Origin of the sequence: Lentibacillus kapialis (assembly GCF_014646635.1) — a bacterium.
Classification (GTDB): Bacteria; Bacillota; Bacilli; order Bacillales; family Amphibacillaceae; genus Lentibacillus; species Lentibacillus kapialis.
This window is the reverse complement of record NZ_BMNQ01000011.1, coordinates 55,119-69,714: the sequence shown is the minus strand read 5'-3', so window position 1 is coordinate 69,714 and position 14,596 is coordinate 55,119. Positions and strand designations below refer to the sequence as shown.

Here is a 14,596-nt window from a genome sequence, read left to right as displayed (position 1 = left end):
TTGGCATGATTTGGATTGGTACCTTAATTATACCAAAAGCCAGTGTTCATGCGGGTTTTTTTACGTTTTTTTATCCATTTTCATGGCGCTTTTTTATTGATTTATCAGGGTGCGAAACTCGAGTATGAAGATGGTTTTGTCAGAGAGTACCATTACCAATGGAAAATTATCATTCCAAAAATGGGAAAGCTGTATCATCATATTTCAGCTTGGGAAAATGAACCACACGATGCACCATGGATGCCCGAGAAATACAAAATTAAATCAGAACTTCACCACCATCATCATGTGCCTGGTGACAGGGGGCAGCGAAAGGAAAATTGGGACATCTTAACCTTAGATGATGCCTTTTCTTTCGTTGTTCATTACATACGCAGCGGTGAAGAGTATAGGCCATAGAGGGCTCCCAATTTGTGAAGGAGTTCTGTTACATTTATTCACAAAAGACGGACTTGAGTGGTTTAAACATGCAATTACTTCACATCCGTTTGCAACCGCTTCTTAGCAGACCTTATCTCACCAGTAACCGGCATATGCCCGGACGCCTTAGCCAGTCCATAAACCGGCATGTTCCCATATATCGCTTCATAATGCCCTTGTGGCACAACGTAGGTTTCATGATAAATCCCAACAGCATCGGTATCGCCTATTTTCCGGTTAAAATTCTTCCATGCTGCCAAATGCTTTTGTCCTCTGGAATAGGCAAGCAGATCCTCCTTGGACCGCCAGTACGTAATCATGACTGTTGTGCGCAGTCCGAAGTAATTTTCCATCGACAGAAAACCAAGCTCCTCCTGATTTTCATACAACTCCCGAATCATACCCGGCATCGCTGTAAAAACCGGCAGCCATTTGTTGATTGCCAGCCGCTTGTTGATGCGCATGCCAATCAGAAACACGACAACATCCCGGCTATTTTCCGTTGTGTACCGCCCTTCATAAATATGTTTATCCATCGCTAGCCCTCCCATTGTTAATTTGATCAATCGTGTCACTGCACCAATCAATCGCGGCTTTTGTCAATCGTTTCCCATAATCCAGAGTGAAAAGCCAATAAGGGGAATCCTGTTTGTTATGCATAAGTGAGGCAATCATCGCCTCAATCGCTTTATACGTGCTGTAACGCTCCTCAAGCTTTTGCTGATAATCTTCAAGCTGCCTGATGGTCGTATCAGCATACTGGTGACGACTGAAAAAAAGCTTCAGCAGCACAGCGTTTCTTTCAACAGGTATCGCATCAATTGGGGTTTGCAGCCATTCCTGTAATGCCGCCTCGCCTTTAGCTGTGATAACATATTCTTTTTTATCCGGCTTACCATCCTGCGTTGTGGTCCGGACCGTCGCCAGTTCATCCGTCACAAGCTGCTTCAGCATTGGGTAAATCTGACCATAGCTGATTTTCCAAAAATGATTCAGACTCTGGTCAATCATTTGCTTGATGCCATACCCCGAGTGGCAATCCGTCGTGAGCAACCCGAGGATGGCATATTTTGTATGATTATCTTTTTTCATGGAATCACCTATCAATATGATATGTATCTTTGTGATATAGTATACAGAAGATATTTGTGAATGACAATAATATTTTGACATTTATTTGTTTTTAATTGCACATGTTTATTGGTAAACTGTTGATAGAAAGTGTAGTGGAAAGGGATGTCATCTCATCTCATTTAGTTTGAATTTTGCATCCATATAGCAAAGACTGTAAAAACTTCTGTTAGAAAATATTGACAAATGCATTCGGGAAAATTATAATAGATATAACGACCTAGGGGAGGTCGTAAGTATCATGATATCATATCACATCAAGGTTCACAGGTAAGTTATTATGGTAAGGCATTAAGCCGTGGCGTTGGGGATCGCCTAGCTCCGCTTATAGCGGAGTTCCCCGTACATCTATGACTAAATCATTTAGTCATTTTTTTTATACCTAAATCAGGGTGTTCACAAACTATATAAAGCAGGGTGGTTAAATGAGATACAGCATCGGCCTGGATATTGGTATTTCATCGATTGGGTGGGCGGTTATCAATCTAGACAAAGAACGAATCGAGGATTTGAATTCCCGTATGTTTGACGTTGCCGAGAATCCCAAAAATGGGTCATCATTGGCAGCGCCAAGGCGTGAAGCAAGATCTGCCAGAAGACGAATTAGAAGGCGTCGCTATCGTGTCAGTCGTGTACGCAGCTTTATCGTTGGAAAAGGGTTGTTATCCGATGCCCAATCAGATCAGCTCTACACATGGAAGGCTGACGATTTGGACATATGGCTGACTCGGGTCAACGGACTTGAAAGAAAGCTGACTGATCGTGAATTTGCCCGAGCTTTGATCCACTATGCCAAAAATCGGGGTTTTAAATCGAATCGCAAAAGCGAAAGAAAAGAAGCAGAAACAGGTTTATTGTTAAAAGCGGTCAACGAAAATACCCGTATAATGGTGGAAAATAACTATCGAACGTCAGCCGAAATGCTCCTGCTGGATGATAAATTTGAAGGAAGAAAGCGAAATAAAGGCGGAGATTATTCACATGTGCTTTCCAGGCACGAAATCGAAAATGAAATACGAACAGTTTTCGCAAAACAGCGTGAATTCGGTCATCGTTTTGCAACTGTAGAAAATGAAAATGAATACATAAACATCTGGGGCTCCCAGCGTCCATTTGCAACACAAGAGGATATTGCTAAGCGAATCGGTAACTGTACATTTGAACCGAATGAAAAGCGGGCACCGAAATTTTCCTATACATTTGAGCGCTTCCGTGCGTTTGATAAAATGAACCGTCTGCGTATACTATCTGATCAGTCTTCACAGCGTAAACTTAAAGATACAGAACGTCATGCCATTCTTGAACAGTTATTCAATAAAAAAGAAGTCACCTATAAAGATTTAAGGAAAGTACTGCAATTGCAGGAACACGAGCGTTTTAATGAATTATTCTATGATTTAAACCAATCCAATGAAAAAAATGAAAACAAAACGTTCCTGTCTCTGGAAGGTCAGTATAAATTTAAAAAGATAATAGCGGAAGTGGAAGGCAAGACACTCGCTGAGTCCTACAGACCGATTGATTATGATACATTTGCCTATGCTCTGACGGTTTATAAAGACGATCAGGACACACGTGATTATTTACTGAATGCTTACGTCAATGAAAATGGCAAGCAGGTCAGAAATTTGGCTGATCGTGCATACAACGAAGAAGTAATAGACGCATTGCTTAATCTGTCATTTTCTAAATTTGGTCATCTGTCGTTCAAGGCGTTGTATAAGATATTGCCATATCTGGAAGAAGGCTATCCATACCATGAAGCATGTGAAAAGGCCGGCTATCATTTCAATCAACGAATTGGTCGTGAAAAGAAAAATTTCCTCCCAGTGATACCAACAAAAGACATTGCTAACCCTGTTGTCGTCCGTTCACTTTCCCAGACACGGAAAGTTATTAATAGTATTATTAAACGATACGGTCAGCCCACAGAAATTTATATTGAATTGGCACGGGATATGGGGCGACATTATAACGAACGCAGAGAAATTGAAAAACAATTCAATAAGAATCACAAACTAAATAAAAAGGCTAAAGATCGGATATATGAACTGCATCCGGAAATCAGCGACCCCAGAGGACATGATATTCTGAAATATAAATTATGGGAAGAGCAGGATGGCCGCTGTGCTTATACCACAAAGAAAATAGAAATGCATCGTTTATTTGAACATGGCTTCGCAGAGGTGGACCACATTATTCCATACAGCAGAAGCTTTGATGACAGCAATGCGAATAAGGTGCTGGTGTTAAAGAAGGAGAACCAGGATAAGAAAAATAAGACACCGTACGAGTGGTTTGGTGAAGATAAAGCTAAATGGGATCAATTCACTTCGTATGTGAATACGTTAAAAATTCGAAAAAAGAAAAAAGATTTGCTACTCAGGAAAAATTTTGATGATGAACAAGCAGAACAATTTAAATCCAGGCATTTGAATGATACGCGATATATTACGCGTTTTATAAAGGGATTTATTGAGGATAACCTACAACTGAGGGATGAGGAAGGACGAAAACAACAGGTTTTTACAGTGAACGGCGCCTATACCTCACTTATGCGGAAGCGCTGGGGTTTTAACAAACATCGGGAAGAGAATGATTTGCATCATGCAGTGGATGCTGTGCTTGTTGCGGTGAGCCTGCCTTTTCGCCACCGGGTAAGCAATTATTTCAAACAGCGTGAAGAACATACATCACAATTGCTGAAACGTGAAGGCGAGCGTTTTCCAGAACCATGGGAAGGCTTTCGGAGAGAATTGGAGGCCAGATTGATCCAGGATCCTGATAAGTTAAAGTTAGCATTGGAAAGTCTAGCGTTACCAAGTTATGATGAAGCGTTCATTCGTGAACTGAAACCGATTTTTGTATCACGTATGCCGAAGCGGTCAATGAAAGGGCAGATACATGAAGAGTCCATCAGGAGACATCGGGGATTTACCGACAAGGGATTGAACTTAATGGTGAAGAAATATGTCCTTGAAGATATTCCATTTAACAAAGAAGGGGATTTCCCGATGTACGGAAAAGAATCTGATCCCAAAACTTATGAAGCGATTAAACAGCGATATCTGGAAAACGGAAAGGATGCCAAAAAAGCGTTCAGTACTGTGCTTCGTAAGCCATCCAAAAAACCGGAAAAGGCTCCGATCATTCGCAGTGTCAAAATTGAGTCGACCGCTAATCGCATATTTCATTTGGATGATAAAACGGTAGCAGAAAATGCGAGTATTGTCCGGACAGAAGTATTCTGCCATAAGAAAACAGGGAAATATTATCTGGCTCCGGTTTATGTTAGTGATGTGGTTGAAAAAAGATCTCCTACAAAATTTGTAACGCAAAGAAAGCCATATAAAGATTGGTTAGAAATTACTCACGATTATGATTTTATTTTTAATTTGTACTCGAATGATGTAATAAAAATAAGGATGCCAAGAGAAAAAACTTCCAAGACTGATTCAGGTGGGTTCGTGAAATGGATCGAGGGTACCTTCTACTTTAAAGGGGTTCACACGGGAACTGCACAAATTTTAATAGCAGATCATATGAATAGTTTTAGTGATGCTATAGGTTCCCAAAGATTAGCATTGTTTGAAAAATACCAGACAGATCCTTTAGGCAATCTTAGTAAAGTACATGGAGAAAAGCGTCATGGCTTATAGACATTTGGTTGTTCGTAACCCAGCTAAACTGTCGACGAGATATGAACAGTTGGTTATCAAGCAGGAAGAATCAATCAGCATTCCATTGGAAGATATCTGTACAGTTACTTTGGAAGATCCAGCCATCACGATTACCAATTCTGTCCTAAGTAAATGTACAGAATATCATGTGGAACTGATTGTATGTGATAAAAAGCATATGCCGAGTGGAATTGTACAACCTTTTCATCGGCATTCCAGGCAAAAGACAGTATTGGAACTGCAGATGAATCTTGGAAAACCATTTAAAAAACGTATTTGGCAAAAAATAGTGATACAAAAGCTTGAGAATCAGGCCCGTTGTTTGGAGTTGCTCCATAAGGGTGAAGAAGCCCAAAAACTCTATGCAATCAGCAGAAGCGTTGAATCAGGAGACCGGACAAATCGTGAAGCTTATGGTGCGAAGCTTTATTTTGAATCGTTGTTCGGCTCAGGCTTTCATCGACGGCATGACAATGTTTATAATATTTCGCTGAATTACGGTTACAGCATCATTCGTTCATTGGTTGCTAGGTCGATTGTGCGCTATGGATTCATGCCCAGCTTTGGTATATTCCATGACAGCCAAACAAATGCATTTAATTTGGCAGATGACTTTATGGAAGTTTTGCGTCCGTTTGTTGACGTTACCATTGCGATAAATGTTAGCAGTGATTCGGAATGGTCGTCAGAAATCCGTGAAAAACTTTTCGAAGTATTGGAAATAGAAGCGGTTTGGAATAGCGAACGATTAAATGTTACACATGGAGTTGATAACATGATTAAAAGTTTTGTGTCTGCTTGCCGGCAGCAAGATGCAAATGTGCTAATGTTACCGGAATTAACAAATATTGCTGTACATGCTTATGAGTAAATATATGCGGATTATTGTATTTTTTGATTTGCCGGTGGTTATTCCAAGAGAAAGGAGAGAGTATACCCGCTTTCGTAAATTTCTTTTGGAAGATGGTTATTCGATGCTTCAGTTTTCTGTCTATACCAGGATTTGTAATGGCGAGGATAGCGTAAGGAAACATATGCAAAGGCTTAAACAAAATCTTCCGCCTGTTAATGGAGCTATCCGAGCTTTAAAGGTAACCGAAAAACAATTTGAGAATATGGAAATTTTATTAGGATCAACAACTGCTGAAGAAGAATTAGGGACAAATAAAGTGGATTTCTTTTAAAATTTGCTTGCAATCATTTTTTGTAAGCATTTTTTATTGTACTTTTTATAGAAATTCAACTAAAAACGAGTGTTTTTACAGAGATAATTTTCTTTTTTAAAAAAAGAAACCCTTGAAACGGGGAAGAATCAAGGGTTTTAGAGCCATGTATCATATCACATCAAGGTTCACAGGGGAATTATGGCAGAATCACGTCTGTTTGCATGGCCATTACATCATATCACATCAAGGTTCACAGGGGAATTATGGCAACGTCAATGCTAAAGACCCTGACACACAAATCATATCACATCAAGGTTCACAGGGGAATTATGGCAAGCATCTGCATTAATACCGATGATGTCTGATCATATCACATCAAGGTTCACAGGGGAATTATGGCTGATGATACGTGGTATGCATCCGATTGTGATCATATCACATCAAGGTTCACAGGGGAATTATGGCTTCATCATAGCACTTATTTAGATAATCCGTATCATATCACATCAAGGTTCACAGGGGAATTATGGCTTTATTAACGATCTCATCCGCTAGTAAATAATCATATCACATCAAGGTTCACAGGGGAATTATGGCGTGAAGCTTAATGTTGATCAATTTTACGGTATCATATCACATCAAGGTTCACAGGGGAATTATGGCGGATCTTTATGAGCATTACTGTCATGTGAAATCATATCACATCAAGGTTCACAGGGGAATTATGGCTATCCCTTCAGATTCATCACCAATTTCAATATCATATCACATCAAGGTTCACAGGGGAATTATGGCCCGGCCAAAAATCGAAAAATCACAGTTGAGATCATATCACATCAAGGTTCACAGGGGAATTATGGCGATTTCTTCGTAGCCTAACTCACGCAAAATATCATATCACATCAAGGTTCACAGGGGAATTATGGCACAGGGTTCAACGGGGTCAAGATGCATGAAATCATATCACATCAAGGTTCACAGGGGAATTATGGCGTGATTTTCCATACTTTTTAATGTTTTGTGATCATATCACATCAAGGTTCACAGGGGAATTATGGCTCATGCTCACCAACAGATATTAAATCATTGATCATATCACATCAAGGTTCACAGGGGAATTATGGCCGCAAAAGCCTTTACCGTTATTTGAATGGTATCATATCACATCAAGGTTCACAGGGGAATTATGGCTGTTTTACAGGTTTAACAAACTGGACAAATACGAATAATAGTGGAAAATGAACAATTTTGGTTTCTTGATTCACTTGCCTATTTAAACTTTATACCCTAACATAAAGCTATACATTTTATGTACAGCCACTACTTGTTATGATTGATGCCTGGTAGCATTTATGCTATTATAAGTGCATAAAATGTTATTAAAAGGCTGGGTGTAATGGTTTTTGAGCTGGTGTTTCATGATAAAATTAAAAATTTTGAGGAAATACTACTAGAAAAAGCTAACCACGAAAAGCGTACCAAAGGGAATGGAGATTGGTTGGACGTTGCCGAGCGTTATTTAGCTCAAAAGGAACGTTTGAAATTATACCCTTGGCCTGAAGAATTTAATGACCAAATACCAGAAGAGGAATTCCCGCCTGTTATGAAGCATATCGTGCGAAACACAACGATCACCAATTTGTATCGATGGGGAATTCCCGGCCGATCGACAGGTAATCATCGAATTTTATATGCTATTCATAATTATCATAAGGTCATTTTAGTCTATTATTTTGATAAGCAATATAACGGGGATATTCAAAGGCAGGATATTCAACCGGCCGAAGAACGCTATTTAGCGTATTGTATCCATAATCCCTCGCTTTATCCTATCCAAAAAGGAGAGTGATTTTGTTGTCTTTTACAGTGAATGATGATTTTAATAAGAAGTTGGCAGATATCGTTGGTAAGGATCATGTTGAAGAAATCGAACAGCGAGGCTATTTAGCCGCGCAAATTGTGAGCCATCGTCATAAAAAACAAATGACCCAACAAGAATTGGCAACAGCCATTAATGTTGCTAAGTCTACAATTGGCCGATTAGAGGCTGGGCTAACGCAGCCAAATTATCAAACGCTTCTCTCTCTATCTCGTGCTTTAGATACGCCTCTAACAATTGATGCAAAATATGATGACCGTCAAATTGCGAAAATATAATCCATTACTTGTAAATATCTTTTTGAAGCCACAAAACCCTCCAGTCGTTTCAGTTCAGGAAATTATAAAATATGTTCGCCATTGGAAAAGTGAATAAAACACTCTTTAAAAATTGCTCGCACCAAAAAGTGGGCAATTTTTATTTTTACACACCATTATAACAAAATCGCCAGACAATATTTTGCATACCATTACGTGTCATGACATGATACAATAGGCATAAAACTGGCCCAAGGGAATGGGATAATTTGGTAAATAATTGGAAATATAGTACAACAATTAAATCCAGACCTTTATTATATACTGAAACAAAAAAACTGGCTGACCTGATTTTACAAGGGTATAACGAATTGAAACTGAAAGAACAGGTTATCAATAATAATATTTTCCAGGTAAAATCTGAAAGTCGGAAAAGGGAACTTGCGTCAACAATTCTTTCAAGGCTCAATATACTGGATGAATACCTCACCAGATGCCTGATTGAAAGTGATGTGGAAACAAGTAAAATTTTAGTGTTGTACACCATTGTCAGGACAGACCGTTTATTTTACGAATTTATGGACGAAATTTTGAGTGAAAAGCTCGCCTTTCAGGATCCTGTCATAACGGATTCTGATTTCAATTCGTTTTTTGAGTCGAAGCGGCAGCAAAGTAATAAAGTTGCCGGCTGGAAGGAATACACCTTTTACAAATTGAAGCAAGTGTACATACGGATTTTGTTCGAATCAGGGTTACTGCTGAATCAAAAAGGCGAGCGAAAAGTGGTTATACCGATTATCAACCCGGATATTATCGATCATATAAAAAAACATGATGACCCAAGATACATCAATGTGCTAGCGGAGGTTGAGTATGAGGACGATAAATGAGCGACTGGATGAGATTCTGCCCAGGATAACCGATCCATCATTCCGTGAAAATAAAGGTTTGGGTAATGAAATTGGCTATCATATATTCGATTATGAACCGGAAGATGAAATGCTCGTGCGGGAGCGCGTTAAATTTATCAAAGATTCGGTCAACAATGATGCGTCTGATCAAAATATCATTGAATTTGACCTGTATGAAGTCGTACTCAATATCCTTGAGAATAAAGGGTACTTACAGAAAAATTTCGACATGGAACAGAAAAAAGGTAGTAATTTCATACTGAATGCGACCCGTAAATCACTGAGGCTAACGTTAAACAATGATCTGGTTATCAAGTATATCGCAGACCGTGTACAGGACAACGATATTGTGTTTATAACCGGGGTTGGAAAGGCGTTCCCGATCATTCGTTCACACGTCATTCTCAATAACCTTCATAAAGCTGTCGGGGAGAACCCTGTCGTCATGTTTTTTCCTGGACGGTATGACGGGCAGGAACTGGTGCTGTTCGGTGAGATAAAAGATGAAAATTACTATCGTGCATTTCAATTGATAGATTATTAGGGGGAGATATCCATGCACATACGGAAAATGTTTGACCGTCAAATAGACCGTGACATTAAAGGTGTTGTCAAAGTCGGACAGGATGCCGATGAAAATATTTATCAGGAGCTTGAAGAGTATGTTGTGACCGATGAACTTCAGAAACATATTGGCGAATTTTTTGCGGCATATAAAGAAGGGATTACCGGCCCGACGGATAAAATCGGTGTCTGGATTTCCGGCTTCTTTGGATCAGGTAAGTCGCACTTTCTTAAAATTTTATCGTATCTGATTGAGAACCGAACCGTGAATGGTCAGCAGGCCATCGAATTTTTTGATAATAAAATTGATGATCCGGTCATTTTGTCAGACTTGAAGCAGGCAGGCGATGTCACGACAGATGTCATGTTGTTTGATATTGATGCGAAGAGCGAGTCGGATTCAATGGCCGACAGGGATTCCATTGTTAAAGTGTTGAACAAGGTATTCAATGAAATGCAAGGGTTCTGCGGCTCAATTCCGTGGATAGCTGAAATTGAACGGAATATGGCCAAGGATGGCAGTTATGGGGAATTTAAAGCGATCTTTAAAGAGATTTCGGGCAGCGACTGGGAAGATGCCCGTGAGGATTTCTATTATGAAGAAGATGCGATTATCGAAGCGCTCTCGAAAACGACACAAATGAGTGAGGATGCTGCAAGGAACTGGTTTGAACGTGCGGAACAGGAATATACGATCAGCATTGAGCGATTTGCGAAACGCGTGAAAGAATACATCGATTCCAAAGGGGAGGATCATTATGTCGCTTTCTTAATCGATGAAGTCGGTCAATATATTGGCGAGAATTCGCAGGCCATGCTCAACTTGCAGACGATTGTCCATGAACTTGGCCGCCAGTGTCATGGCAAAGCATGGATTGTTGTGACAAGCCAGGAAGACATCGATTCGGTTCTCAGTGTTAAAGGGAATGACTTTTCCAAGATTCAGGGACGTTTTGACACGAAATTGAGTCTGTCGAGCGCGTTTGTTGATGAAGTGATCAAGAAGCGTATTTTAACAAAAAATGAAGCAGGCAGACAGACGCTGGAAGAAGTGTACCGAAAGAACAGCTCGATCCTTCAGAATATATTGAGCTTCAAAGACAGTGCGGATATGAAAAAGTATGAAAGTGAACCGGACTTCATTGACGTGTATCCGTTCGTGCCTTACCAGTTCAACCTGCTGCAGAAGGTGTTTACCGGCGTACGGATTCATGGAGCTTCCGGAAAGCATTTGGCGGAAGGAGAGCGTTCGCTGTTAAGTGCCTTTCAGGAGTCGGCCGTCCGGTTTGCCGACCACGAGGAAGGTAAACTGGTTCCATTTCCCGCATTTTATGAAACGATCGAAACATTCCTAGATTCCAGTATTCGTACAGTCATTATTCAGGCCCAAAAGAACGCAAAGCTGGAGCCGTTTGATATCGACGTTCTGAAGTTGTTATTCCTTATTAAATATGTGAAAGAGCTCCCGGCAAAACTGGAAAATATTGCAACATTGATGATTGATGCTATCGACGTGGATAAAATCGGGCTGAAACAGACAATTGAAGCTTCCCTGGGCCGACTGATCCAGCAAACATTGATTCAGAAAAACGGTGATGACTACATTTTCCTGACTAATGAAGAGCAGGATGTCAATCGTGAAATCAAGCATATGAACGTCGAAACATCACAAGTGATCCAAAAAATTGGCGAAATTATTTTCGATGGCATCTATAAAGATAATAAATACCGCTATTCAGCCAAATATCATTTTCCGTTCAATGCATTTATTGATGACCGGCCTGTCAAAACACAATCAGCTGATATCGGAATCCACGTGCTGACGCCATATGCGGATGCCGCTATGGATTACAACGCTTCTGAACTAAAAATGATGTCAATGCGAGAAAACAACGTCATTCTGAAACTGCCCCAAGACACATCTTATTTGGATGAAATGACAGAAATACTGAAGATCCAAGCCTATTTGAAACTCAAGAGCGGTACGTCCGTTTCTCAGGTTGTTGAGGATATAAAAACCCGTAAATCACGTGAAGTAACCAACCGGCGGGAACGGGTAACCACTTATCTGACAGAAGCCTTGAAGTCAGCTGACGTCTATGTCAATTCGCAGCAAATCGACATTAAAAAGAAAAACCCGGCTGACCGTATAAACGATGCATTCCGGCTGCTGGTCAAAACACACTACAACAAGCTGGATGATTTGAAGGCATTTATTGATTCAACGAAAGAACTGCAGGATTTAATTACCGCGTCAAGCCAACTGACGGCAGACGGCAATGATCCGAATAACAATGCCCGCAATGAAGTGGACAGCCATATCGGCCGTCTGACTGATCGGAATCAGCAAATGACCATCAAAGGGATACGGAACTTTTTTGCGAATCCCCCCTATGGCTGGCTGGAATTGGACACGACCGCACTAATGCTGGAACTGTTTAAAGCCCAGGAGATCAAGTTCCAATTAAACAACAGTGAGCTGCAGCTGGATGATCCGAATCTGGTCAATTACCTTACAAAACGTGATTATATAGACCGAGTCATTGTCAAAAAACGCGAGCGCATTTCACCTGTAATGCTGAAAAATGTGCGGGATTTAAGTCAGGAACTGTTTGGTATCTCGGCACTGCCGACAGATGAAGACGGGTTAAAAAGCAGATTTAATGAGCTGTTGAAACAAGAGCATGAAAAAATCAAAGACCTTCTGGGAAACTACCGCAATCAATACTATCCAGGCGAGTCTGTCCTGAAAGAAGGCAAGAAAACAATTGAAACGTTATTGGAGATTAATGACACGGCGACATATTTCAATAAAGCTCGGCAATTGCGCAATGAATTAAAAGCATACGCCAGGGATTCCAAAGAAGTCAAAAGTTTCTTTGATAATCAGCAGGATAAATTTGACGAAGCGATGAAGCGGCTGAATATCTTTGAATACAACCGGACTTATGTGACCGATGAAACAATTAACGCAACGGTTGACAAGATGGAAAAAATCGTTCGGCATGTTGAACCATATGCCCGGATACAGGAATTGCCCGGCCTGTATCAAACGTTTGATGACCATTTTGTTACCTTGCTGGAAGAAGAGTGTAAACCCGTTAAAGAGACAATTCAACGGGATGCTGATGAGATTCAGCAAGCGTTGAACAAGGTCGACGCGTTAAAAACAAAGCTTTCCGCCACATTCCGTCAAAGGTTCCGTGACCTGGAAGAGCGGCTGGATCGTGTCCATAACCTGTACGAAGCTATTGCGATGGAGACAGAGAGTGACCGGTTAAAAGTCCGCTGCATGGATGAAATTGAACGCGAACGGCAAAAAATGGCTGCAGAACAGGCGGTTCCCGATACGGATAGAAGAGGCGAAGACACACCCCCTGTTGCAACACAGCGTAAGACAAAGACACTCAGTAAAAATATGATGATTAAAGGGACGAAAACATTAAAGTCCAAAGAAGAGGTTGACGATTTCGTGGAAGATCTGCGAGCAAAATTGATGAATGAATTGGACGAGGATACAACAATCAATTTGGTATAGAATGCTACGGGGAGTGTTGGATATGAAAGTAGCGGAAGTGCGTGAAAAGCTGAAAAGCAGAAAAAAAGATGAGCTTCAGAAATTAATTGTGGAAATGTATAAGCAATTTCCCAAAAAGGTGCGGGAGACAAAGGAAATCGATAATCTGATTGACAATCCCGATTTGTTTAAAACGAGGAAGCAAAACTCGAAAAAGGCTGTCCAAATGCCGGACCTTCTCAGTGTGGAATATAAGGTGAAACGCTTTTTGGAAAATGCACGGGCTCAGAATTATATTGCTCCTAACCGTGTTATACCAAAAAAGGAGCGTTCCAATTGGCGTTTTACCGCCAAAAGACTTGTTGACCAGCTGACAGTCCTGTCCGGGCAGTCGGAACATGTCAAAGCATGTGCGTACTATTTGGAAGAGATTTATAAATTATTTTGTTATGCATCCGGTCATTACGTTTTCGCAAGCCAGGAACCATTCCACACAATCAGGCTGCCGCAACCGGATTTTTATAATCGCGTTGTCTCACTTAAAAAGCAAGTGGAAGAACCGGACACTTGGATTCGAGAATCAATGCTGCTGATTCTGGAACATGACCATGATCACGATATATTGACCATATCCCTTTCGGAGGTTTTATTGGCGAATCTTCATAATGCCCCGCTCAAGGAAAGAGCGGTCAGTATAGCACAACATCTGGTACAGGAAAAAGAAGCCGAGGTCAGTAAAGAAGGGCATATAAACAGGAAATTCATCAAGTATTGGGACAAGGAATATATCAATGATTTGGTAGAGATGATTTTGATGATACAAAGTGCGCTTGGGGAATACAAGGCGGCCAATGCGTTTTTTAAAAAACATTATATGGCTACTGCCGGGGAAGTGAAATTATATGTCCTCTTAAAAAATATCATGCGCTATGAACGCGTCGATGATTGGCTGCGCGAATACGAATCTGCTCTGAAAAGAGGTATCCGGCCAAGGGATTCATTGCAGGACACGACTGACTATATAAGACGTGAGAATGAATTCCCGAGATTCATAAGAAGTTATGAGTAGAA

At 40.5% G+C, this 14,596-nt stretch carries 12 protein-coding genes and 1 CRISPR repeat array; of the genes, 10 read left to right on the top strand and 2 right to left on the bottom strand.

Annotated features, from left to right (window positions below; translation table 11 throughout):
* Nucleotides 1-96: 96 nt before the first annotated feature.
* On the top strand, nt 97-399 hold the full coding sequence (locus IEW67_RS06495; RefSeq protein WP_188632246.1) for a hypothetical protein: 303 nt from the start codon (nt 97-99) through the stop codon (nt 397-399).
* Nucleotides 400-473: 74 nt separating this feature from the next.
* Here the strand turns inward: IEW67_RS06495 and IEW67_RS06490 are convergent, their stop codons facing one another.
* Together IEW67_RS06490 and IEW67_RS06485 are read right to left on the bottom strand one after the other, a co-directional pair.
* A complete protein-coding gene (locus IEW67_RS06490; protein ID WP_188632245.1) occupies nt 474-956 on the bottom strand; it encodes a DUF4188 domain-containing protein in 483 nt (160 codons plus the stop codon).
* Nucleotides 949-1,512 (bottom strand): PadR family transcriptional regulator, encoded by a 564-nt coding sequence (locus IEW67_RS06485; protein ID WP_188632244.1) that lies wholly within the window; start codon nt 1,510-1,512, stop codon nt 949-951. Before IEW67_RS06485 ends, IEW67_RS06490 begins: the two co-directional genes overlap by 8 nt.
* 464 nt (nt 1,513-1,976) lie before the next feature.
* On the opposite strand from IEW67_RS06485, the gene cas9 reads away from it, so the two are divergent.
* From cas9 to IEW67_RS06440, 9 genes are all read left to right on the top strand, one after another.
* Nucleotides 1,977-5,210 (top strand): type II CRISPR RNA-guided endonuclease Cas9, encoded by a 3,234-nt coding sequence (cas9, locus tag IEW67_RS06480; protein ID WP_188632243.1) that lies wholly within the window; start codon nt 1,977-1,979, stop codon nt 5,208-5,210.
* A complete protein-coding gene (gene cas1, locus IEW67_RS06475; RefSeq protein ID WP_188632242.1) occupies nt 5,200-6,102 on the top strand; it encodes a type II CRISPR-associated endonuclease Cas1 in 903 nt (300 codons plus the stop codon). The genes cas9 and cas1 overlap by 11 nt, the downstream gene beginning before the upstream one ends.
* Nucleotides 6,103-6,106: 4 nt before the next feature.
* Nucleotides 6,107-6,415, top strand: coding sequence for a CRISPR-associated endonuclease Cas2 (gene cas2 / locus IEW67_RS06470; RefSeq protein WP_188632241.1), 309 nt, complete (start codon nt 6,107-6,109; stop codon nt 6,413-6,415).
* Nucleotides 6,416-6,564: 149 nt separating this feature from the next.
* Nucleotides 6,565-7,588: a CRISPR direct-repeat array (repeat unit 36 nt; unit sequence ATCATATCACATCAAGGTTCACAGGGGAATTATGGC).
* A 205-nt stretch (nt 7,589-7,793) separates the two neighbouring features.
* The gene (locus IEW67_RS06465) at nt 7,794-8,246 is read left to right on the top strand and encodes a hypothetical protein (RefSeq protein WP_188632240.1); all 453 of its coding nucleotides are present in this window, start codon (nt 7,794-7,796) and stop codon (nt 8,244-8,246) included.
* 5 nt (nt 8,247-8,251) lie between these two features.
* Nucleotides 8,252-8,554 (top strand): helix-turn-helix domain-containing protein, encoded by a 303-nt coding sequence (locus tag IEW67_RS06460; protein WP_229671687.1) that lies wholly within the window; start codon nt 8,252-8,254, stop codon nt 8,552-8,554.
* Between the two features lie 248 nt (nt 8,555-8,802).
* The gene (locus tag IEW67_RS06455; RefSeq protein WP_188632239.1) at nt 8,803-9,423 is read left to right on the top strand and encodes a DUF1819 family protein; all 621 of its coding nucleotides are present in this window, start codon (nt 8,803-8,805) and stop codon (nt 9,421-9,423) included.
* On the top strand, nt 9,407-9,988 hold the full coding sequence (locus tag IEW67_RS06450; protein ID WP_188632238.1) for a DUF1788 domain-containing protein: 582 nt from the start codon (nt 9,407-9,409) through the stop codon (nt 9,986-9,988). Before IEW67_RS06455 ends, IEW67_RS06450 begins: the two co-directional genes overlap by 17 nt.
* 12 nt (nt 9,989-10,000) lie before the next feature.
* Nucleotides 10,001-13,546 carry a BREX system P-loop protein BrxC gene (gene brxC / locus IEW67_RS06445; protein ID WP_188632237.1) on the top strand — a complete coding sequence of 1,182 codons (3,546 nt, stop codon included), beginning with the start codon at nt 10,001-10,003 and terminating at the stop codon, nt 13,544-13,546.
* Between the two features lie 22 nt (nt 13,547-13,568).
* On the top strand, nt 13,569-14,594 hold the full coding sequence (locus tag IEW67_RS06440; protein WP_188632236.1) for a hypothetical protein: 1,026 nt from the start codon (nt 13,569-13,571) through the stop codon (nt 14,592-14,594).
* Nucleotides 14,595-14,596: the final 2 nt, after the last annotated feature.

Coding starts and splice junctions, on each gene's coding strand:
- cas9 (WP_188632243.1), top strand. CDS start 1,977: ATGAGATACAGCATCGGCCTGGATATTGGTATTTCATCGATTGGGTGG.
- IEW67_RS06485 (WP_188632244.1), bottom strand. CDS start 1,512: ATGAAAAAAGATAATCATACAAAATATGCCATCCTCGGGTTGCTCACG.
- IEW67_RS06440 (WP_188632236.1), top strand. CDS start 13,569: ATGAAAGTAGCGGAAGTGCGTGAAAAGCTGAAAAGCAGAAAAAAAGAT.
- brxC (WP_188632237.1), top strand. CDS start 10,001: ATGCACATACGGAAAATGTTTGACCGTCAAATAGACCGTGACATTAAA.
- IEW67_RS06450 (WP_188632238.1), top strand. CDS start 9,407: ATGAGGACGATAAATGAGCGACTGGATGAGATTCTGCCCAGGATAACC.
- cas1 (WP_188632242.1), top strand. CDS start 5,200: ATGGCTTATAGACATTTGGTTGTTCGTAACCCAGCTAAACTGTCGACG.
- cas2 (WP_188632241.1), top strand. CDS start 6,107: ATGCGGATTATTGTATTTTTTGATTTGCCGGTGGTTATTCCAAGAGAA.
- IEW67_RS06465 (WP_188632240.1), top strand. CDS start 7,794: ATGGTTTTTGAGCTGGTGTTTCATGATAAAATTAAAAATTTTGAGGAA.
- IEW67_RS06490 (WP_188632245.1), bottom strand. CDS start 956: ATGGATAAACATATTTATGAAGGGCGGTACACAACGGAAAATAGCCGG.